This window comes from Flavobacterium sp. CSZ (assembly GCF_015350725.1).
Lineage (GTDB): Bacteria > Bacteroidota > Bacteroidia > Flavobacteriales > Flavobacteriaceae > Flavobacterium.
Map to the genome: position 1 here is coordinate 160,062 of NZ_JADKPQ010000011.1, position 20,994 is coordinate 181,055.

Genomic DNA, 20,994 nt, shown 5'->3' on the forward strand with positions numbered 1-20,994 from the left:
AGATATCGAATTTGTATAAAAAGTATAATATCTGGAAAATAATAATAAGAAATTAAATTTTATTTGGTATTAAGAGGGTTTATGTTTTATAAGGTGAAATGATTTGAAAAATAATAATAATAATGAAAGTATCAATTTTAATCACTACTAAAAATCGAAAGGATGATCTGGCATTTACCTTGCATAAAATTAGATTTTTATTTAAGCAAAGTAATCTTGATTGTGTTGTTTATGATGATGGATCAATTGATGGAACTTTTGAATTTTTGAAGGTAAATTATCCAGAAATTATTTTGTATTCTAATAAGTCATCTAAAGGTTATTTGTATTGTAGAAATAAAATGTTGAATGAAACAAAAGCCGACTTTGCAATTTCATTAGATGATGATGCTCATTTTATAACAGAAGGTATTTTAGAAAAAATTGAGAGTTATTTTATTGAAAATCCTCGGGCAGGATTATTAGGCTTTAGAATTTATTGGTCTAAACATTTACCAAATAGCACGGCTTCAAATGATAAATCAATTCAAATGAAAAGCTTTGTAGGATGTGCACATGTTTGGCGCATGAATGCTTGGCGTGATATACCAAATTATCCAGAATGGTTTATTTTTTATGGAGAAGAAAATTTTGCTTCTTACCAATTATTTAAAAAAAAATGGGAAATACATTATTTACCAGAAGTTTTAGTCAATCATAGAGTAGATGTAATAGCAAGAAAAAATAATGCAGATTATAGCTTAAGACTTCAAAGATCTTTGCAATCAGGCTGGTATCTTTATTTTTTATTTTATCCAATTTCTGTTATTCCTCGAAAATTAGCATATTCTATTTGGATACAACTAAAGTTAAAAGTTTTTAAAGGAGATTTTAAAGCATTGAAAGCAATTTTATTAGCCATAATGAATTTATTAATAAATATTCCGAACATCTTAAAAAATGCAAACAGATTATCATTGAAAGAGTTTAATCTTTATCAACAGTTAGAAGAAACCAAAATTTATTGGAAAACAGAAGATAATAATTTAGTTGAATGAAAAACATTGCTATTATACCTGCTCGGGGAGGATCGAAAAGATTGCCTCAAAAAAACATAAAATTACTTGATGGAATTCCGTTGCTTTCATTTAGTATATTGTTTGCGAAGGCAAATAGTAATATTATTGATGAGATATATGTTTCGACAGATGATGAAGATATTAAAAAAGTGGCTTTACAATCTGGTGCAAAAGTTATCGATAGACCAAAGAATATTTCTGGTGATCTCGAACCCACAGTTTCTGCATTAAAACATGTTTTGCAGAATATAGATTCAGAGGTTGAAAATGTTATTTTACTTCAGGCGACCAATCCTATTCGTCCGCAAAATTTATTGAAAGAAACTTTTGAGTTGTATCAAAAAGAAAATTGCAATAGTTTGTTTACAGTTTCGAGAAATCATAAAAAATTTGGAAAAATAATAGACCAAAAATTTATTCCTGATAATTATAAAATTGGTCAAAGAAGCCAAGATATAGAACCTCTTTATTTTGAAAACGGATTGCTTTATATTACAAAAGCCTCACTAATTTTAGAGGATATAATTATTTCTGAAGATGCATTTCCTTTCGAAATAGATCATATTTTTGCCAACGTTGATATCGATACACAAGAAGATTTTGATTACGCCAAATATTTATATCATAAACATATTAAATCTTAATTAAGAACCTACTTTATGAACCCATATATAGAAATAGCCGGAAGAAAAATAGGCCAGGATTTTCCGCCTTTAGTCATTGCCGAAATTGGAATTAATCACGAAGGTTCTTTGCAGGTTGCAAAAGAAATGGTTGATGCTGCCCACAGAGCCGGAGTTGAAGTTATAAAACATCAAACGCATATTGTTGAAGATGAAATGAGCGGAGCGGCTAAAAAAGTGATTCCAGGCAATGCGAATGTTTCTATTTACGAAATTATGGAACGTTGTTCATTGAATGAAGCTGACGAACTGGAACTTAAAAATTATGTCGAAAGCAAAGGCATGATTTTTATATCTACCCCATTTTCCCGAGCAGCGGCAGAACGCTTGAAAAAGTTTGATATTCCAGCATATAAAATAGGTTCTGGTGAATGTAATAATTATCCCTTACTGGAACATATCGCTTCGTTTGGGAAACCAGTAATTTTGAGCACAGGTATGAATACAATCGAAAGTGTTCAAAAAGCAGTTGCTATTTTTGATAAACACAATATTCCTGTAGCAATTTTGCATACTACAAATTTGTATCCAACCCCAATTCATTTGGTGCGTTTTGGAGCGATGATAGAATTACATGAAGCATTTCCTGATAAAGTTTTTGGTTTAAGTGATCACACTTTGAACAATAATGCTTGTTTAGGTGCAGTTGCACTTGGAGCAAGTATTCTTGAAAGACATTTTACAGATCATATGCAAAGAACAGGTCCGGATATCATTTGTAGCATGGATGAAAAAGCTTGTCAGGAATTAATTGTTGCATCTGCAGAAATAGCGTTAATGCGTGGAGGAACTAAAAAACCCGCATTAGAAGAACAAATTACGATAGATTTTGCATTTGCTACTGTTTGTACAATAGCTCCAATTAAAAAAGGAGAAAAACTATCTAAAGAAAACATTTGGGTAAAACGTCCGGGTACAGGTAAAATATTAGCAGAACATTTTAACGATTTAATTGGAAAAACTGCAAAAAGAGATGTCGAAAATGATCAGCAGTTAGACTTTTCTGATTTTGAATAATTTGATGAAGAAAATTTTATTCCTTACAGGTACTCGTGCAGACTTTAGCAAAATAAAATCACTAATTCAAGCTCTTGAAAAAGAACAGGATTTTGAAGTATATGTTTTTGTTACCGGAATGCATTTGCAGGAGGTGTATGGTTACACACTAATTGAAATAGAAAGATGTAATTATAAAAACATCCATACTTTCAAAAACCAGACCCATGAAACCACAATGGATTTGACTCTCGCTAAAACTATCGAAGGATTATCAGTATATTGCAAAGAGGTAAATCCGCATATGATAGTAGTTCATGGTGATAGGGTTGAAACGTTAGCAGGTGCAATTGTAGGATCGTTGAACAATATTTTAGTAGCTCATATAGAAGGCGGAGAAGTTTCAGGTACCGTAGATGAATTAATTCGTCATAGTGTAAGCAAATTAAGTCATATTCATTTTGTCTCCAATAAACAAGCGCAAAAAAGGTTGGTACAAATGGGAGAAATAAAAGAATCTATATTTACAATTGGTTCACCTGATGTTGATATTATGTTTTCAGATCAATTACCGGATTTAAGCACTGCGAAAGCTTATTATAAAATTGATTTTGGAAAATATGGTATTGTTATGTTTCATCCGGTTACAACTGAGATTAATGAAATGAAGCAATATGTAGAAAATTTTGTGACTTCATTATTGCAAGACAATCATAATTATATTGTTATTTTTCCTAATAACGATTTAGGAAGCCAATTTATTCTTGATGCGTATGAAAAACTAAAAGGAAACGAAAGATTCAGAGTCTTTCCATCCCTTCGTTTTGAGTATTTTTTGACTTTATTAAAAAACAGTCAATTTATTATTGGCAATAGTAGTGCAGGAATTAGAGAAGCGCCATATTATGGAATTCCTATTATCAATATTGGCACTCGTCAGCAAAACAGAGCTATTCATGCTGATATTATTAATACAGATTATTCTGAAAAAGGTATAACAAAAGCACTTTCGATTATTAATTTACATCAAGTGAAAAGTGTTGAAAATGATTTTGGTCAGGGTAATAGTAACGAATTATTTCTGCAATGTCTTCAAAGAACAGATATTTGGCAGCTTAATCATCAAAAACAATTTAGAGATATTTAAAAAAAAAGAAAATTGATAATATTAGACAAAATAGAATATATTCTATTTTAGGGAAATAAATAAAATGAAAAAATTAGGAATAGTAATTACAGATGGTGTTGGTTTTAGAAATTTTATCTTAAGTGATTTTTTGGCAGAAACTGAAAAAACATTTGATGAGGTTGTAATTCTTTCTTGTTTGCCAACAACAGTATATTCTGGATTTGTAGTCAAATCAAAAATTATTGAATTGGAGGTTTTTGAAGAAAAGTTTACAACATGGTTCTTTAGAAAAGCCAAAGAAGTAGCCCATCTAAAATTGCACCAAAAAGATAACTTTGGTATTCAGGATAATCTAAAAACAAATACTTCAACCTCAAAAAGCAACAGAGGTTATGCAACCCGTTTTATTTTTAAATTAACTTCCGTTTTACATTCAGAAAAGTGGATTCAGAGATTCAATTTCTGGCAACAACTATCTTTTAAAAATAATTCAAAGACAATTGGCTATAAAGCAATTTTAAAAAATGAAAATTTTGATTTATTGTTTTTTACACATCAGAGGCCTCCTTATATTGCGCCATTGGTTTATCAGGCAGAAAAACTAAAAATTAAAACAGCGTCTTTTATTTTTAGTTGGGATAATTTGGCTTCAAAAGGCAGAATGGCAGCTAATTTTAATTATTATCTGGTGTGGAGCGATTTGATGAAATCTGAATTGCAAGAATTTTATTCATCAATAAAAGAAAAAGACATTGAAGTGGTAGGAACTCCTCAGTTTGAACCTTATGTTTTGGATCGCTATAAAGTTTCAGAAGAAGCATTTGTATCAAAATTTCAATTAAATCCTGATTTAAAAATCATTTGTTTTAGTTGTGGTGATATAGCTACCAGTAAAAATGATGAATTGTATATTGAAACTATCGCAAATACTATAAAAGAAGGAAGAATAAAAGATGTGAATTTTATTATTAGAACTTCACCGGCGGAAGATCCTATCCGCTTTTCAAGATTTGTACAAAAATTTCCTTTTATAAAATGGAATTATCCAAAATGGCATTTGTCAAGAGAAAATCATCAGGAATCATGGTCGCAAAGAATTCCTTCTGTAGAGGATATAAAAGATTTGAGAAGCTTATTACAGTATTCAGATCTTAACATTAATATGTTATCTACAATGAGCCTGGATTTTATTCAGTTTGATAAACCGGTAATCAATACCGTTTTTGGAAATTCGAAAAACGGATTGTATGATGATCAGCGTTTTTTAAAATATGCACACATAGAAAATGTGGTACAAAGCAAAGCAACTAAAATTGTAAAAAATCAGGAAGATTTAATAAATGCAATAAACTGGTATTTAAATAATTCAGAATCAGATTCAGAAAACAGGAAGAAATTATTGGAACTACAAATAAGTAAAACATTAGATAACACAGGTAAAAGAATAGCCGAAACTCTTTTTAAATGGGCATAAATAATCAAAAAACAATCATTCAATGTAATTCAAAGGTTTTAAGTTCTAATAATAGAATAACTATTCTGGATGGCTTTAGAACATTAGCAATAATGTCAGTTCTTTTATATCATTATTTTTATCGTTGGAATGACCCTGCATACCCTTATTTTGGTGGAAACTATTTCCATTATGGTTTTAAAGGAGTTCCTTTTTTCTTCATAATAAGCGGATTTGTAATTTGTTATTCATTAGAAGGAACACAGGATTTTATATCTTTTTGGAAAAAGAGGTTCATTCGCCTATTCCCTTCTATACTAGTTGCTTCTATATTAACATATTGCTTTTTACTAATATTTGATCATTATAATACATTTCCGGACAATCATTTTAGAAACTTACTGATTAGTATCACATTTTTGCCTCCTAATCTTTATAATTCAATTTCCGGGATTCCAAACTACTTTAGCTATATCAACTATGATTACTGGAGTCTATGGCCGGAAATCCAGTTTTATATTTTTGCCAGTATTATTTACTTTGTCAGTAAACGAAATTTTAAACGAAATTTTATCATTGCTTCTTTTGTGGCTATATTTTTATATTATGCATTACTTTTTTTTGGCTTTGATCAATTTGATTATTTTACTAAATTATTTAATCTATTGAACCTTATAAAGCATCTTGTCTTTTTTCTGTCTGGAGCATTGTTTTATATGCTTTATAAAAACAGAGAATATAAACTATACATCTTTTTGCTAGTGATAAGTTTTTTCATCATTAACTATAGCTTTAATTTACCGGAGTTTATATCAAGTATAATTATGTTTTTGCTTTTCTTTTGTTTTATATATTATCCTAAATTTTTACATTTTTTAGAAAATAGATTTATTATTAAAGTCGGTTTCTCATCTTACTTTCTTTACCTTATTCATGAATATATTGGAATTGTTTGGATTCGTAATATTGTGAGTGCTTTTTATCCAAATAGTTTTATAGCGCCAGTCTTAATAATAATTGTAATGATTACTTTAAGTATTCTTTATACTCAAAAAATAGAAACTAAAATTAGTAAATACTTAAATAGACGTTTATTAAATAAAACTAATGAGTAAGATAGCCGTAATCTGTAATTATGAATTGCTTCCGGAAAGAGTGGGAGGCATGGATTATTTTTTTTGGGAATTTGATAAAAAATGCAAAGAAAGTGGTTTTGAAGTAGATTGGTTTTTTCCTAACCAATCTAATCATGGAGAGTATTCAAATTTAAATATTTATGAGTGTAAAACAGAAAATAATTTTCTCTCTTTTTGTGAAATTAGAATTGAATATTCACATATCATAACTCATTTCGTAGAATTATGTACGCCTTTTTTTTATAAAATCAAGAAACTTACAGATGCAAAAGTTATCGCAGTTGACCATAATCCGAGACCTTTGCACGGATATCCAGTCAAAAAAAGAATAAATAAGAGATTAAAAGGAATTTTATTTTCAAGATACATTGATGTTTTTGTAGGGGTTTCAGAATTTACTAAAAAAGAACTTGTAAAGGATTTTGGATCTCATATCAGTTACAAAATAGAAGTTATATCAAATGGATTAGATTTTGCAAAATACACTAAGAAACAAAGCTTTTCTACTTCTAATAAATTTATCGTAGTTTCTCATTTAAGAAAAGAAAAAGGAATTCAGGACTTAATCCTGGCAGTAAATGAAATGGAAGAAAGAAATAGTCTTGATTTTTCATTTGATATTTATGGTAAAGGATATTATAAGAAAGAATTACAGGAAATGATTGAAAAATTCTCCCTTCAAAAGTTTTTTAACTTTAAAGGAAGTGTTTCAAATTTAAATCAAATTTATTCTCATTACGACTTCTTAGTTCATCCTTCTCGTGGCGAAACATTTTGTTATGTTGTACTCGAAAGTTTAATATGCAATTTGCCAGTCATTACAACTTTAAAAGAGGGAAATGTACTAGGACTAATTAAAGAAAATGAAAACGGATTTTTATTTCAAGCAACTAAAACAGACCAGTTGAAAACAATTTTGGAAAACATCTTAAATCAAAAATATATTTTGGATAATAATTCAGATATTAATGATAATTTGCACGCTTTTTCATTATCTCAAATGGTTGACAACTATTTTAAGTTAATAATCTAAAATCCATAAATTTAATCTATTTAAAGTTAGACCTCAAATATGTTTTTTAATTCCTTAGCTTTTGCTATTTTTTTACCAATAGTTTTCTTCTTGTATTGGTTTGTATTCAATAAAACAAAAAGCTCACAAAATGCTTTGTTAATTGTAGCCAGCTATTATTTTTATTCTTGTTGGGATTGGAGATTTTTGTTCTTACTGGTTTTTTCTACCTTTTTAGATTATTATACTGGAATCCAAATCGAAAAAGGAAAATCTCAAAAAAGCCGAAAGTTTTGGTTCTGGCTTAGTATCTTGGTGAATTTAGGTTTCTTAGGAGTTTTTAAGTACTATAATTTTTTTGCAGCTTCATTCTCAGATTTATTAAAATCAGTTGGTATTCAGGCAACCCCAATTTTATTAAATGTTATTCTTCCGGTCGGAATTTCATTTTACACTTTCCACGGATTATCATATGTAATTGATATTTATCTGAAAAGAATAAAGGCCGAATATAATTTCATAGATTATTCGTTGTTTGTAAGTTACTTTCCTCTTTTGGTCGCCGGCCCTATAGAGAGAGCAACACATTTGTTGCCCCAGGTAAAAGTAAAAAGAGAGTTTAATTTTGAAAAAGCAAAAGAAGGTATTTGTCAAATTATTTGGGGATTAGTAAAAAAAGTGGTTATTGCGGATACATGCGCAACGTATGCGAATGCTATTTTTGACAATTACAATTCAATGAATTCTTTCTCCCTTATTTTAGGAGCTGTATATTTTGCATTTCAGATTTATGGAGATTTTTCAGGATATTCAGATATCGCATTAGGAGTTTCAAAACTATTTGGTTTAGATTTATTACGAAACTTCAATTATCCTTATTTTTCAAGAGATATTGCTGAGTTTTGGCGACGTTGGCATATTTCACTTTCCTCATGGTTTCGTGATTATTTATATATTCCGTTAGGCGGGAGCAAAGGTGGGATTTGGATGAAAATCAGGAATACGTTTATCATTTTTGTAGTTAGCGGATTTTGGCATGGAGCCAATTGGACTTATCTGGCATGGGGATTTATAAATGCTGTTTATTTTTTACCATTACTTTTATCAAACAGTAACCGAAATAATATTGGAACCATTCAGCTGAAATTTAATTTTGATTCAGTAAAGGTTTTGTTGAGTATTATTTATACTTTTTCGTTAACATGTATAGCCTGGATTTTCTTTAGAGCTAAAACCATAACAGATGCTTTATCTTATATAAAGCATATGATTTCGAGCAGAGATTTTAGCTTTCAGTATTTAGATAACGAGCGCTATAATTATGAGTTATTGCTAATTCTTGGTATTTTTGTCTTGGTCGAATGGAATAATCGTACTAAACTTGAGCCGCTTTCAGGAAAAAGAAATATGCTCAAATTGGCTTTTGCAATAATAGCTATAATGGCATTCGGAACTTTTTCAGATTACAAAGAATTTATATATTTTCAATTTTAATGAAACGCTTTTTAATTTATATAGCTAAAATTATTTTGGTAATCATTTTGATTGCCTTTGGACTGGATGGAATCTATACTGCTATTTTTATGCAATCTAAAAATAGAGGAAAAATCGAAACCGTTTTTAATTCGAAAGCACAAAAAAATGATGTTGTTATTTTAGGTTCTTCTCGGGCAAATAATCATTTTGTATCGCAAATGTTTGAAGACAAAGGATTACATACCTTTAATTATGGAATGAGCGGCGGGCATTTGTTTGAAGCTTCTTTAATGTTGAAATTAATGATTGAAAGAAAATATGTTATTAAAAATGTTATTCTTGAAGCTGATTTAAACCTTGCCAGCGATCATCAAGCCGAAGGTATTTGTGCTTTATTTTTGCCTTATATCCATAATTCAAATGTTATTCAAGAACATTTTTCGAATGAAGAAAACTTCAAAGAGTTATATTATATCCCTTTCTACAGATATGTAAAATTTGATTCTAAAATAGGTTTCAGAGAGACTTTTTTTAGTGCAATTCATAAAAAAACAAATTCATTAGATAATTTAGGTTATTATCCTTTAGAAAAAAACAAAAACGGCAACATGAAGAACAATATTGTTAATTTAAATCCTTTGCCGCACAATAAATATTACGAAGAGATTAAAAATATTTGCAAAGATAACAATATTAATTTTATTGCTGTGATGACCCCGATGTGCGAAAATGTAGTTGGGATGAATTATTTTGATAAAGTAAAAAAAGTGTATCCGGAAATTTACAATTACGAAAATGTAGTTGTTGAAAATAAATACTTCTCTTCTTGCGGGCATATGACAGATGATGGAGCGAGAATATTTACCGCAAGAATTTTGAAAGATTTTTTTAACAAATAAAACAATGACAATAGCCTTTCTAACACCAGAATATCCACATCCTAAAATAGGAGATTCCGGTGGTATAGGAACAAGTATTAAAAATTTGTCAATAGGTCTTTTGTCAAAAGGTATTTCAGTTCGAGTTCTCGTTTATGGGCAAAAAGAAGATAATATTTTCGATGATAGTGGAATTATTATCCAACAAATAAAGAATATAAAATTTAAAGGTGTATCATGGTTGCTAACTAGAAAAAAAATAGAAAAAATTATAAATGAATTACATTTAAAAAATGAAATTGATTTAGTTGAAGCTCCTGACTGGACCGGAATATCATCTTTTATTCAACCCCTAAAATGCCCTTTGATAATTCGATTACATGGCTCAGATACTTATTTCTGTCATTTAGATAATCGTCCTGTAAAATGGATTAATAAGTTTCATGAAAAAAGAGCGTTAAAAAAAGCAGATGGATTATTATCAGTAAGTCAGTTTACAGCAGAGAAAACAAATGAAATTTTTGGGTTAAACAAAAAATTTAAAATTATTGCAAATCCTATAAATTCTAATATATTTCAGATTAGGAATAAAAATCCCCATAAAGAAAAAGCTATATTGTATTTCGGAAGCTTAATTCGTAAAAAAGGACTTCTGGAATTACCATTTATTTTTAATAAAGTCATTGAGGATAATCCTGGTGTTAAATTAATTTTAATTGGTAAAGATATTCGGGATATTGTTTCAGGGAATCTTTCAACCTGGAAAATGATGCAGGGATTATTTTCTGAGGAAGCAATTCAAAATGTACAATATTTGGGAAGTGTTCCTTACCATGAAATAAAAGAAAAAATAGAGCATGCAACTGTTTGTGTATTTCCCTCTTTTGCTGAAGCTTTTCCAGTTTCCTGGTTAGAAGCTATGGCGATGGAAAAATCAATAGTAGCGTCAAATATTGGATGGGCTAGTGAAATGATAGATGATGGACAAAATGGATTCTTAGTGAATCCTAGGGATCATATTCTTTTTGCAAAAAAAATAAATGATTTTTTAGAAGATGAAACGTTACGTTTGAAAACTGAAAAATTAGCTAGGCAAAAGGTAGAGACATTTTTTGATATAGAAGTTTTGGCGAACCAGAATATAGCGTTTTATAAATCAGTAATATCTAAATCTTGATAGTTTTATATCACAATCAGAATAAGGTGATAAGTGTCACTTCTCAAAGTGGTGAGGTTTTAGCTTTTGATAAAAAAGCTAATATTGCATCTGTAATTATGAATTTAGCAGTGAAATTCCCTCAGTCAAAAATAATTTGGTGTAATGAAAAATATAAAAATTTTATTGATTTTGAAGCGATAGAAAAACTTTTTCATCATGATAAAATGATGTTATCATATAATCCAAATGATGAAAATTTTCCAGGTTCAAAAATAGGGTATATTGATGAAACTCTTTTTGTTAAAATCAATAAGGATGTATCTTATGCAACCTGGCAGATGAGCAGTTTAATAGGAGTTGTTCACGCTGGTTTATTATTGGCAGTCCATAATAAAATTAAACTGGATAAGGATTTTGATTATTATTTATGTTCGATTGCTAAAGTATGCATGCCATTAGGATTATTATGTTATTCAGAACCAAAATTATTGATTAAAAATAATCTAACTTCGACTACAAAGTATTCATTTTTTTTACTTTTTAAATTCGTAAAGCAACATTACAGAAAAAGATGGCTGTTTCTATTGTGCTTAAATTTAATGATTTATGAATGTAGGCTTCCTTTTTTGGGATTATTAAAAAGTCTTTTCTATAAAAACAGAAATAATAATAACATTAGATTAAATAATCTTCAGGTTAGTTCTTCAATAAAACATGATACGGATTTAAGTACTATAGATGTAATTATTCCTACTATTGGAAGAAAGAATCAACTATATGATATTTTAAAAGATTTATCGAAACAAAGTTATTTACCAAAAAACATCATAATAGTTGAGCAAAATCCTATTTTAGATAGTGTTTCAGAATTAGACTATTTGGTTTCAGAAATTTGGCCATTTAAAATAAAACATACTTTTACACATCAGCCAGGAGCTTGCAATGCCCGTAATTTAGCTTTAAGTCAAATCGAAAGCGAGTGGATTTTTTTTGCAGATGATGATATTAGGGTTTCTAATTTTTTTATTGCCGAAGCATTTGTTTTTTTATTAAAGTTCAGAAGTAAAGCAGCTTCTTTTAGTTGCTTACAAAAAAATGAAAATGTAACCTTTAAAGAAATAGTCCAATGGTCTACTTTTGGGTCTGGATGTAGTATAGTTAAAAATGAAATAGTTAAAAATATAAGATTTGATAAGGGATACGAATTTGCATTTGGGGAAGATTCTGATTTTGGAATGCAAATTCGAAATCAAGGAATGGATGTTTTATACTTTCCAACACCTCAAATTTTGCATTTAAAAGCGCCAATGGGTGGTTTTAGATCTAAACCAAATTTAGAATGGGGCAAAGATAAAATTAAACCCAAACCTTCTCCAACAGTAATGTTATATAAGTTAATACATCAAACAGTCGAACAGAGAAAAGGATATCAAATAGTTTTATTTTTTAAATACTATAGTAAGCAAAGTATTAAAAATCCAATAAGGTATATTTTTAATTTTAAAAAAGAATGGAAACAGAGTTTATATTGGGCTAACAAATTAATTGCTAAAACATGAAATTCTCTTTGATTATTTGCACTTATATGCGACCGAAATCATTACTTGCTTTATTGCATTCTGTTCAAAAGCAATTATTATCTCCACATCAAATTCTTGTAATTGATGGTTCTGTCAATAATGAAACTAAAAATATATTAAAAGAAAATATATTTGAGAACGTAGAATACTTTTTGGTTTCTAAAGAAAACCGTGGATTAACAAAACAACGAAATTACGGAATTTCTAAAGTTAATATTGATTCTGAAATTGTTTGCTTTTTAGACGATGACACTGTTTTAGAAATAGATTATTTTTATCAAACTATAGAAACATTTAAAACGAATTTGAATGTTGTAGGTGTGGGAGGTTTGGCAATTAATGAATATAAATGGAAGCCTCAAGAAGCAAACGTATTTTACGATCCTAAAAAATATTATTTGTTTGAAGGATATTTTTATAAAGAGGGTTTAAGAAATGTAGTGAGAAATTATTTTAAACTAGGTTCAAATTTAAGTTCAGGCAAAATGCCAAATTACTCGCATGGTAGAACTTCCGGATTTCCAAATACAGGAAGAATTTATGAGGTAGATTTATTGATAGGAATGTCAATGTCCTTTAGGAAAAGTATTGTAGATACTATTAAATTTTCTATTTTTTTTGATGGATATGGTTTGTATGAAGATGCAGACTTTAGTCTGCGAGCACTAAATTTTGGAAAAAATGTTATAAATACAAGTGCCCACTTGTCTCATTTTCATGCAGCTTCAGGTAGACCAAATCAATATAAATATGGGAAAATGGTAGTCCGAAATGGTTGGTACGTTTGGCGTGTTAAAAATCCTAATCCTGTTTTTAAAGATCGCTTCAAATGGAATGCGATTACTATACTTTTAACATTGATTCGGTTTTCGAATATTATTACAGAACAAAATAAAAAAGCTGCCTTTACGGAATCCTTAGGAAGAATTGTTGGTTTTTGGAGTTTAGTATTTCATAAACCAAAAATAGAATAAATGAAATTTGCAATAATAACTCATGTTTCTCATATCCAAATAGGAAATCAATATTTTGGTTACGCTCCGTATATTGATGAAATGAATATATGGTTAAAATATATTGATGAGGTAATTATTGTGGCTCCATTAAAAATTGACGAATCAACAGCAATAGATTTCCCTTATCGGCATAATAATATTAGTTTTAGAAAAATACCAGATTTTAATTTTACCAATTTTAATAACATTTTAATTTCAGCGTTTAAATTACCAATAATTTTTTGGAAAATATTTTGGGCAATGAAAAATGCTGATCATATTCATGTACGTTGTCCTGGAAATATGGGATTAGTTGCTTGTTTTATTCAGGTTTTATTTCCGAATAAAATTAAAACAGCTAAATATGCAGGTAATTGGGATCCAAAAAGTAAACAGCCATTTACATATAAAATACAAAAGTGGATTTTAAGTAACACTTTTTTGACTCGAAATATGCAGGTTTTGGTATATGGAGATTGGAATAATCAATCAAAAAATATAAAACCTTTTTTTACCGCTACTTATTCAGAAACTGAAAAAGAAACAATTTTGAAAACTAATTTTGATAGTATAATTGAATTTGTTTTTGTTGGGAGTTTAGTTTCAGGTAAAAATCCATTGTATGCAATAAAATTAACTCAACATTTACGAGAAAATGGATTTAATATAGTGCTTAATTTATACGGAGAAGGTTTTGAAAGAAGTAATTTAGAAAAATATATTCAAACAAATAATCTAAAGAACTTTATTATTTTACACGGAAATCAAAAGAAACAAAAGGTACAAAGAGCCTATCAAAAAAGTCACTTTGTAATGTTACCTTCTAAAAGCGAAGGTTGGCCAAAGGCTATTGCTGAGGGAATGTTTTGGGGATGTTTGCCAATTGCTAGTAAGGTCTCTTGTGTTCCTTTTATGTTAGATCATGGTAGAAGAGGTATTTTGCTAGAAATGAATTTGGAACTAGATGTAGCTCAGTTGATGGAAATAATTAAAGACGAAAAAACTTTTATAAATAAAAGCAGGTTAGCTACTGACTGGTCACAAAATTATACTACAGATATTTTTGAAGCCGAAATCAAAAAGCTATTAACATAATGAGAATTGTACAAATAATAGATTCTTTAGAAACAGGAGGGGCAGAACGTATGGCTGTAAATTACGCTAATGCCTTATCTGAAAAAATAGAATTTTCAGGTTTAATTGTATCTCGTAAAGAAGGTTCGTTATTAAATCAAATTGGGAAAAAGGTCTCTTATTTGTTTTTGGAAAAAAATAAAAGAATAGATTTGAAGGCTATTCTCCGATTAAGGAAATATTTAAAGAGTAATAAAATTGATGTTATTCACGCGCACAGTTCTTCTTTTTTTATAGCAATATTAGGTAAACTGACTATGCCTAAAGTGAAAATTGTTTGGCATGATCATTATGGAAGTCGGGCTACAGAAACCAAGAAAGAAAATAAAGTTTTAATTTTTTTATCGATCTTTTTTTCTGCCATTTTTGTAGTGAATCATCAGTTAGAAGACTGGAGTAGGAAAAACATGAAATGTCCAAGGGTAATTTTTATTCCTAATTTTGTAATCTCTGGAAAGAAAAATGAACAAATAACAAAATTGAAGGGGACGGCAGGTAAAAGAATTATTTTTTTAGCTAATTTAAAGAAGCCAAAGAACCATATTTTAATTTTGAAAGCGTTTCAGTATTTAAAGTTAAATGAGTTAGGATGGAGCCTTCACTTAGTAGGTAAAGATTATTTTGATTCTTACTCAGATATTTTAAAAAGATTTATAGAATCAAATTTTTTGCAGGATTATATACATTTGTATGGAGAGAAGAGTGATGTTAAATATATTTTATCACAAGCTTCTATAGGAGTTTTGGCATCAACCGATGAAGGATTTCCAGTGACATTAATTGAGTATGCGTTAGCAAATTTGGCGGTACTTTCAACAAATGTTGGCTATTGTGGACTTCTTATAGTCAATAACTCTACTGGTATGTTATTCAATCCTTTGTCTGATTTGGAAGTTAGTAATCATTTAATAAGATTAGTGAATGACAAGAAATTAAGAGAGGAATTTGGAAAAAGCTATAAACAATTTATTTTAGATAATTATACTGAAACCATAATAATTGAAAAGCTAATTGCGGAATATCAAAAAATAAGCTAATGAAAAACACAAAATTGTCCTATACTTTTCTGCTTATAATTCATGCAGTTATTGCTTTGGCTGTTTTTATGATCCCTTTTTTGTCTAAATTATACGCGCTTTTCATTCCAATTGCTGGTTTCTTTATTGTTTACCGAACTAAAAATAGAAATAATGAAGTGATTTTAGTAGCGGCATATTTGGTTGGTGTTGAGGTTTTTTTGCGAATGACAGGTGGTAATTTTAACAATGAGTTCGTTAAGGTTAACGTGATTTTTTTCATGTTGGTAGGGATGATTTATAGTGATTTTTCTACAAACGCATTTATATATTGGTTTTTCCTCATTTTATTAATTCCGGGGATTCTAATTACGTCTACGGTTTTTAATGCTTCTATTGATATAAAAAAGTCATTAGTTTTTAATTTATCGGGACCTGTATGTTTGGCTATATCATCGATATACATGTTTAAAAGGAAAATTCTGTTTTCGGACTTACAGAATGTATTACTTGCAATGGCCTTACCAATAGTAAGTACAACGGTATATTTATTTTTATTTAACCCTAGTGTCAGAGATGTCGTAAGAGGAACACAATCTAATTTTGAAACTTCAGGAGGATTTGGACCCAATCAGGTTTCTACAGCTTTAGGTTTGGGGATGTTCGTCTTTTTTACCCAACTTATATTATTCTCAAAATCAAAATTCACAATCTTTTTAAATGGATTTTTATTAATATTCGTCACTTATCGAGGAATTGTAACCTTTTCTAGAGGAGGTGTAATAACCGCAGTTGTTATGATTGTGTGTCTGTTGTTTTTGTTGTATAAGTTCTCGAATGCAAAAGGGAAAAGTAAGTTTGTTTTGGTTTTTATTCTAACAGGTTTAATGGCAGTAGGAGTATGGATGTATTCTTCTTTTCAAACCAGAGGACTTATCGAAAAAAGATATGCAAATCAGGATGCTCGTGGTAGGGAAAAGAAAGATCGATTGGGAGGCAGAGAACAAATTATGAATGAAGAGATAACACTTTTTTTAGAAAATCCTATTTTAGGAGTTGGAGCGGGAATGGGAAAGCAACTTAGAAAAGAAACATTTGGAGGGGAAGCTGCCTCCCATAATGAAATTACACGTATGTTTAGCGAACATGGTCTTTTTGGTATTTTTGGACTTCTGATTCTTTTTATAACTCCTTTTGTAGTTTATTTAAATAATAGGCAACATTTGTATTTCTTGTCTTTTTATGTCTTTTGGCTCTTGACCATAAATCACGCTGCGATGCGAACTGCAGCACCGGCTTTTGTATATGCAATGTCGCTTTTGTTAGTTCAGGTTAAAATTCCGGAAAAAGCTGAGGATTCGGTAGATTAATATCTGTTTTTTTATAATACATTTGCCTCAAGTTTAAGCCCCTAACAAACTGAATAAATGTTCTCTACTACTAAAATGCATTTTGAAATTTCAGAAAGAAAAATATTACTTATTTTCTTTGATGCTGTTTTTATTTTATCGGCATTATATATATTAAGTCTAATATTTGATTATAATTACTTTGTTTTTAATACAAGTAATTTTGTAAGCTTTTTTTTACTTATTAGTTATGTGTATGTTTTCGGATTAATATTCGAAATGTATAATTTGCAGGTTGCAAGTAATCAATTGCAAATTCTTCAAAGTGTAGTGTTTACCGGAACAGCTTCAAGTTTGGCTTATTTATTTACGCCTGTTTTATCTCCGGAATTACCAAAGCAGCGTTTGATTATATTTATTTTTTATTTTACAATAATCGGGACATTATTGTTATGGCGATTGTTCTATGTTTATTTTCTTGCTTCACAACGATTTTCTCAAAACGTCGTTTTAATATGTGATCAAAATCAAGTTGAAGAATTGGTTTTAGGATTGGAAAGCGTTGACCCGCATTATAAAATTGCTGGCTTTGTAAATTCAGATTCTATATCTGAAGAAAATTTAAATTTTCATTATGTAAAAGAAGTGAAGAAAAAGGATTTGGAAGCTTTTGTATCTAAAAATCAAATTTCTGAAATTGTAATTGCTTCTCAAAAAACAGACGGAATTACTGCTGATTTATATCAACAATTACTTCACTTATTAGAATCCGGGAATGTTATTCGCGAATATACCCAGGTTTATGAAAGTAAGACGCAGCGTATTCCAGTGCAATATATTGCCAGGGATTTCTACAGATTTTTCCCTTTTAGCAGAAGTAATAGTAACAGGCTTTACTTGTTTTTGGTACGTTCTATGGAGTTTTTATTTTCTTTTATAGGGCTATCGGCTTGTGTTGTTTTTATTCCTCTAATTTATATTGTAAACTTTTTTGCAAATAAAGGCCCATTATTTTACACTCAGCAGCGCGTTGGCAAAAACGGAGTTGTTTTTGAAATTTATAAGTTCAGAACAATGGTTGAAAACTCTGAATCGAAGGGAGTTGCTTTTGCTACTTCAAATGACAGACGTATAACTCCTTTTGGTAAAATGATGCGTAAATCCAGAATAGACGAATTACCTCAGTTTTTCAATGTTTTAAAAGGTAATATGGCGGTTATTGGACCGAGACCAGAGCGTCCATTTTTTGTTGAGGAAATAGCGCGTGTAATGCCGTTTTATGAAACAAGGCATGTTATAAAACCAGGACTTACAGGCTGGGCTCAGGTAAACTATTCTTACGGAGAATCTATCGAAGAAAGTTTGGTAAAACTGCAGTATGATTTATACTATATCAAACACCGAAGTATTTTTCTCGATTTAAGTATCACTTTTAAAACGATCACTACAGTTTTATTCTACCGCGGACAATAGTGCTTAGATAATAATCGGAATACGTTTTTTATTTCGAATAGCAACTCTTACTAAAACAAATCCGCTTGTAATAATCATTGGTAAAACAATTAGAAAATGCGCTTTATTGATTAGAAAAATAGCATAAACTACCAAAAATAGTAAGTGTAAAACTGCAAATCGATACGTCCATCTTTTGTTTTTGATAACGGAAAAAAGGAGTAAAACCAATAATAATGGGCTAAATAAAAGCACATTGTAATTCATCGCTAGTTCGTGGTGAAAGGAATAAAATCCCATAAAAACAAAAAAGGTTCCTATTAAAGATAAAATCAAAAGATAGATTTTATCCACTATTTTATTGTGGGCAAGAACTACAAAGGCAAGAATAAAAAGATAAGTATAAACGTTATTCCACCATGAACCTGGAGTTTCTTTTTCAAAGCTAAGTAGTGTTTTACTTTTAGCAGCTAATGATTGATTTTGATAAGTAGTTTTCTCTAAACTATTTTTCAATTCAAAAGGCAAAAATATTTTAGTTCCTAATTGATCTACTTTTGTTCCAAAAATAATACTTGTTCCCAATTGATCATAAAAATGACCATTGAAGTATGGGAATAAAATAGATCTATAGGTGATATCTGTAGCTCCTTTTTTTGTAATAACAGTACCATTCAAACTTTTATTGATGATATCCACTACCATTGATGTGCAGTTTTTATCAATAAACTTATAAGTGTAAAAACGATCTTCAGAAGCTAATGTGGTATTTAAATTATCAAAAAGCCTTTGTTTTACGTCCTGAGGAATAAGAAGCTCTTGCTCAAATACACTCCTTTTTTCATTATTATATTCTTCAATAAACTCCGGAAACGAATGTACAATTACAAAATATTGTAAATCTCCTTTTGCAAATTTTGCAACAAAGTTTGGTGTTCTAAAATCAAAAGCACCGTAGTTATAAACAACATCAATATTGTTTCCCGGATCAGCAACTCGTATGGCCGTGTGACCAAAATAAGAATAGGTTTCATTGCCTAATCCACAAGTGAGGACACTTATTTTAGCATCTTTCGATAAAGGTAAATTTTGGCTAAACCCAATAAAACTTAGTAATAATAGTAAACTAAAAAGTGCTTTTTTGAAAATGACATTTTTCATGATTTAAAATTTTAAGAAGTTTATGGTTTGCAAATTTTATCTAAAGATACCTAAATCTACTTTTAAAGAAAAAATATTTGAGTACAAAGCGGTACTTTGGTTTCCTAAGTCAGTCAGAGCATAGTCAATCTGAATGCCTTTATACTTAAAACCCAGACCAATGTTAGGCTGGAAATTCAATTTTTCAGTATTGTCTAGTTGTGCTACATTCTGGAAATTTCCCGCTCCGGCTCTTAAAAAAACAAGGTTGGTATATCCAAATTCAAATCCTACAGCAGGATCAATACTTACTACTTTAGATGAAATAATATCGTTCGTTTGTTCAAAACGCATATTCAGGTTTGTGGCAATCAAAAGGCTATAGTCATTATGAAAATCGAACGTTCTGGAAACTCCCAATTGCGCCTTTGGTAAAGTAATTTCGGTACTTTCAGGTAATTCATTATTTTCTCCGGGAATTGCATTGGCAATTTTTGCATATTCCTCTTCATCAATATTCCAAACATTATAAGTTGTTGTAATATCGCGAAGCATTAAACCGAATTTCCAGTTATTTCGCTCGAACTGAAGTCCAACATCAAATCCAAATCCCCATGAATTTGCAAATTTCCCGATAATTCGTCGAATAATTTTTGCATTTACTCCATATTGAAATCCGTCAACAGGCAATTTTCTGGCATACGAAAAAGTAAAACCATAATCAGCAGTTGAAAACAAACTAATTCGGTTATAATCAATATTTCCCTGATTGTCGATTAATTGAGTGGTATCCATAATATCATCGACCCCAAAGCGAATCATCGAGATTCCCCAGGCACTTCGGTCATCAATTGGGCTTGCGTAGCCTATATAATCGTATTGAGCAATATTCGCAAAATAATTGGCGTGCATTAATGAAATTTGGTGATCGTCAAGATTGGTTAAACCGGCCGGATTCCAATAAACAGAGTTTACATCATTTGTAGAAGCGGTAACCGCACTTGACATTCCTAATGCTGCTGCGTCGACTCCAATATTCATAAATTCATTCGAATATTTCCGAACAGTTTGTGCATATTGTAAAGTACAATTCCAACAAAATAAAAGCAGCAGGATTTTCTTCAACGGATATTTTTTTGCAGATCTGAGTCTGTTTTAATTTTTACCAAAAATATAATATTTTACTAAGCAAATTTATTCCTTTTGAGAAATATTACAAAAGATGGATTTTAAAAAAAAAAACTTTAGAAACTAAACTCCCCATTTACTTTTTTAAAAGATTGATATAAAATTTTTATACTAATAGTATAAATTGTCACTTATTATGCGAAATTTGTGGTTGCAATTA

18 protein-coding genes are annotated in these 20,994 nt (G+C 29.7%); 16 read left to right on the plus strand and 2 right to left on the minus strand.

Features of this window, described 5'->3' with window-relative positions; translation table 11 throughout:
- Positions 1-122: 122 nt before the first annotated feature.
- The 16 genes from IRZ78_RS14435 to IRZ78_RS14510 all read left to right on the plus strand — a co-directional run bounded on the left by IRZ78_RS14435 (position 123) and on the right by IRZ78_RS14510 (position 18,527).
- On the plus strand, positions 123-1,037 hold the full coding sequence (locus IRZ78_RS14435) for a glycosyltransferase (RefSeq protein ID WP_194617203.1): 915 nt from the start codon (positions 123-125) through the stop codon (positions 1,035-1,037).
- Positions 1,034-1,702: an acylneuraminate cytidylyltransferase family protein gene (locus IRZ78_RS14440; RefSeq protein WP_194617204.1), complete on the plus strand. Its 669-nt coding sequence runs from the start codon at positions 1,034-1,036 to the stop codon at positions 1,700-1,702. Before IRZ78_RS14435 ends, IRZ78_RS14440 begins: the two co-directional genes overlap by 4 nt.
- A gap of 15 nt (positions 1,703-1,717) precedes the next feature.
- Positions 1,718-2,758 carry an N-acetylneuraminate synthase family protein gene (locus IRZ78_RS14445; RefSeq protein WP_194617205.1) on the plus strand — a complete coding sequence of 347 codons (1,041 nt, stop codon included), beginning with the start codon at positions 1,718-1,720 and terminating at the stop codon, positions 2,756-2,758.
- Positions 2,759-2,762: 4 nt separating this feature from the next.
- Positions 2,763-3,884, plus strand: coding sequence for a UDP-N-acetylglucosamine 2-epimerase (neuC, locus tag IRZ78_RS14450; RefSeq protein ID WP_194617206.1), 1,122 nt, complete (start codon positions 2,763-2,765; stop codon positions 3,882-3,884).
- A 64-nt stretch (positions 3,885-3,948) separates the two neighbouring features.
- Positions 3,949-5,340 (plus strand): CDP-glycerol glycerophosphotransferase family protein, encoded by a 1,392-nt coding sequence (locus tag IRZ78_RS14455; RefSeq protein ID WP_194617207.1) that lies wholly within the window; start codon positions 3,949-3,951, stop codon positions 5,338-5,340.
- A complete protein-coding gene (locus IRZ78_RS14460) occupies positions 5,331-6,434 on the plus strand; it encodes an acyltransferase (protein WP_194617208.1) in 1,104 nt (367 codons plus the stop codon). Before IRZ78_RS14455 ends, IRZ78_RS14460 begins: the two co-directional genes overlap by 10 nt.
- A gap of 49 nt (positions 6,435-6,483) precedes the next feature.
- Positions 6,484-7,488: a glycosyltransferase family 4 protein gene (locus IRZ78_RS14465; protein WP_228520489.1), complete on the plus strand. Its 1,005-nt coding sequence runs from the start codon at positions 6,484-6,486 to the stop codon at positions 7,486-7,488.
- A gap of 39 nt (positions 7,489-7,527) precedes the next feature.
- Positions 7,528-8,961, plus strand: a complete 1,434-nt coding sequence (locus IRZ78_RS14470) for an MBOAT family protein (protein ID WP_194617210.1) — start codon at positions 7,528-7,530, stop codon at positions 8,959-8,961.
- Positions 8,961-9,842, plus strand: coding sequence for a hypothetical protein (locus IRZ78_RS14475; protein ID WP_194617211.1), 882 nt, complete (start codon positions 8,961-8,963; stop codon positions 9,840-9,842). Before IRZ78_RS14470 ends, IRZ78_RS14475 begins: the two co-directional genes overlap by 1 nt.
- A 4-nt stretch (positions 9,843-9,846) precedes the next feature.
- A complete protein-coding gene (locus IRZ78_RS14480) occupies positions 9,847-10,998 on the plus strand; it encodes a glycosyltransferase family 4 protein (RefSeq protein ID WP_194617212.1) in 1,152 nt (383 codons plus the stop codon).
- Positions 10,995-12,539: a glycosyltransferase family A protein gene (locus IRZ78_RS14485; protein WP_194617213.1), complete on the plus strand. Its 1,545-nt coding sequence runs from the start codon at positions 10,995-10,997 to the stop codon at positions 12,537-12,539. Before IRZ78_RS14480 ends, IRZ78_RS14485 begins: the two co-directional genes overlap by 4 nt.
- Positions 12,536-13,534, plus strand: a complete 999-nt coding sequence (locus IRZ78_RS14490) for a glycosyltransferase family 2 protein (RefSeq protein WP_194617214.1) — start codon at positions 12,536-12,538, stop codon at positions 13,532-13,534. The genes IRZ78_RS14485 and IRZ78_RS14490 overlap by 4 nt, the downstream gene beginning before the upstream one ends.
- Positions 13,535-14,650 (plus strand): glycosyltransferase, encoded by a 1,116-nt coding sequence (locus IRZ78_RS14495; protein WP_194617215.1) that lies wholly within the window; start codon positions 13,535-13,537, stop codon positions 14,648-14,650.
- Positions 14,650-15,726 (plus strand): glycosyltransferase, encoded by a 1,077-nt coding sequence (locus IRZ78_RS14500; RefSeq protein WP_194617216.1) that lies wholly within the window; start codon positions 14,650-14,652, stop codon positions 15,724-15,726. Before IRZ78_RS14495 ends, IRZ78_RS14500 begins: the two co-directional genes overlap by 1 nt.
- On the plus strand, positions 15,726-17,075 hold the full coding sequence (locus tag IRZ78_RS14505) for an O-antigen ligase family protein (protein WP_194617217.1): 1,350 nt from the start codon (positions 15,726-15,728) through the stop codon (positions 17,073-17,075). Before IRZ78_RS14500 ends, IRZ78_RS14505 begins: the two co-directional genes overlap by 1 nt.
- Positions 17,076-17,132: 57 nt before the next feature.
- Entirely contained in the window at positions 17,133-18,527 is a 1,395-nt protein-coding gene (locus IRZ78_RS14510; protein WP_194617218.1) for an exopolysaccharide biosynthesis polyprenyl glycosylphosphotransferase, read from the plus strand.
- A 3-nt stretch (positions 18,528-18,530) separates the two neighbouring features.
- Here the strand turns inward: IRZ78_RS14510 and IRZ78_RS14515 are convergent, their stop codons facing one another.
- Together IRZ78_RS14515 and IRZ78_RS14520 are read right to left on the minus strand one after the other, a co-directional pair.
- Positions 18,531-19,667, minus strand: coding sequence for a DUF4105 domain-containing protein (locus IRZ78_RS14515; RefSeq protein WP_194617219.1), 1,137 nt, complete (start codon positions 19,665-19,667; stop codon positions 18,531-18,533).
- A gap of 36 nt (positions 19,668-19,703) precedes the next feature.
- Positions 19,704-20,687 carry a PorV/PorQ family protein gene (locus IRZ78_RS14520; RefSeq protein WP_194617244.1) on the minus strand — a complete coding sequence of 328 codons (984 nt, stop codon included), beginning with the start codon at positions 20,685-20,687 and terminating at the stop codon, positions 19,704-19,706.
- Between the last annotated feature and the right edge of the window lie 307 nt (positions 20,688-20,994).

What these genes read in the sequence shown, in the direction of transcription:
- IRZ78_RS14470 (WP_194617210.1), top strand. Translation starts at nt 7,528, where the DNA reads ATGTTTTTTAATTCCTTAGCTTTTGCTATTTTTTTACCAATAGTTTTC.
- IRZ78_RS14500 (WP_194617216.1), top strand. Translation starts at nt 14,650, where the DNA reads ATGAGAATTGTACAAATAATAGATTCTTTAGAAACAGGAGGGGCAGAA.
- IRZ78_RS14510 (WP_194617218.1), top strand. Translation starts at nt 17,133, where the DNA reads ATGTTCTCTACTACTAAAATGCATTTTGAAATTTCAGAAAGAAAAATA.
- IRZ78_RS14495 (WP_194617215.1), top strand. Translation starts at nt 13,535, where the DNA reads ATGAAATTTGCAATAATAACTCATGTTTCTCATATCCAAATAGGAAAT.
- IRZ78_RS14505 (WP_194617217.1), top strand. Translation starts at nt 15,726, where the DNA reads ATGAAAAACACAAAATTGTCCTATACTTTTCTGCTTATAATTCATGCA.
- IRZ78_RS14460 (WP_194617208.1), top strand. Translation starts at nt 5,331, where the DNA reads ATGGGCATAAATAATCAAAAAACAATCATTCAATGTAATTCAAAGGTT.
- IRZ78_RS14490 (WP_194617214.1), top strand. Translation starts at nt 12,536, where the DNA reads ATGAAATTCTCTTTGATTATTTGCACTTATATGCGACCGAAATCATTA.
- IRZ78_RS14480 (WP_194617212.1), top strand. Translation starts at nt 9,847, where the DNA reads ATGACAATAGCCTTTCTAACACCAGAATATCCACATCCTAAAATAGGA.
- IRZ78_RS14440 (WP_194617204.1), top strand. Translation starts at nt 1,034, where the DNA reads ATGAAAAACATTGCTATTATACCTGCTCGGGGAGGATCGAAAAGATTG.
- IRZ78_RS14520 (WP_194617244.1), bottom strand. Translation starts at nt 20,687, where the DNA reads ATGAATATTGGAGTCGACGCAGCAGCATTAGGAATGTCAAGTGCGGTT.
- IRZ78_RS14515 (WP_194617219.1), bottom strand. Translation starts at nt 19,667, where the DNA reads ATGAAAAATGTCATTTTCAAAAAAGCACTTTTTAGTTTACTATTATTA.
- IRZ78_RS14475 (WP_194617211.1), top strand. Translation starts at nt 8,961, where the DNA reads ATGAAACGCTTTTTAATTTATATAGCTAAAATTATTTTGGTAATCATT.
- IRZ78_RS14445 (WP_194617205.1), top strand. Translation starts at nt 1,718, where the DNA reads ATGAACCCATATATAGAAATAGCCGGAAGAAAAATAGGCCAGGATTTT.
- neuC (WP_194617206.1), top strand. Translation starts at nt 2,763, where the DNA reads ATGAAGAAAATTTTATTCCTTACAGGTACTCGTGCAGACTTTAGCAAA.
- IRZ78_RS14465 (WP_228520489.1), top strand. Translation starts at nt 6,484, where the DNA reads ATGGATTATTTTTTTTGGGAATTTGATAAAAAATGCAAAGAAAGTGGT.
- IRZ78_RS14455 (WP_194617207.1), top strand. Translation starts at nt 3,949, where the DNA reads ATGAAAAAATTAGGAATAGTAATTACAGATGGTGTTGGTTTTAGAAAT.
- IRZ78_RS14435 (WP_194617203.1), top strand. Translation starts at nt 123, where the DNA reads ATGAAAGTATCAATTTTAATCACTACTAAAAATCGAAAGGATGATCTG.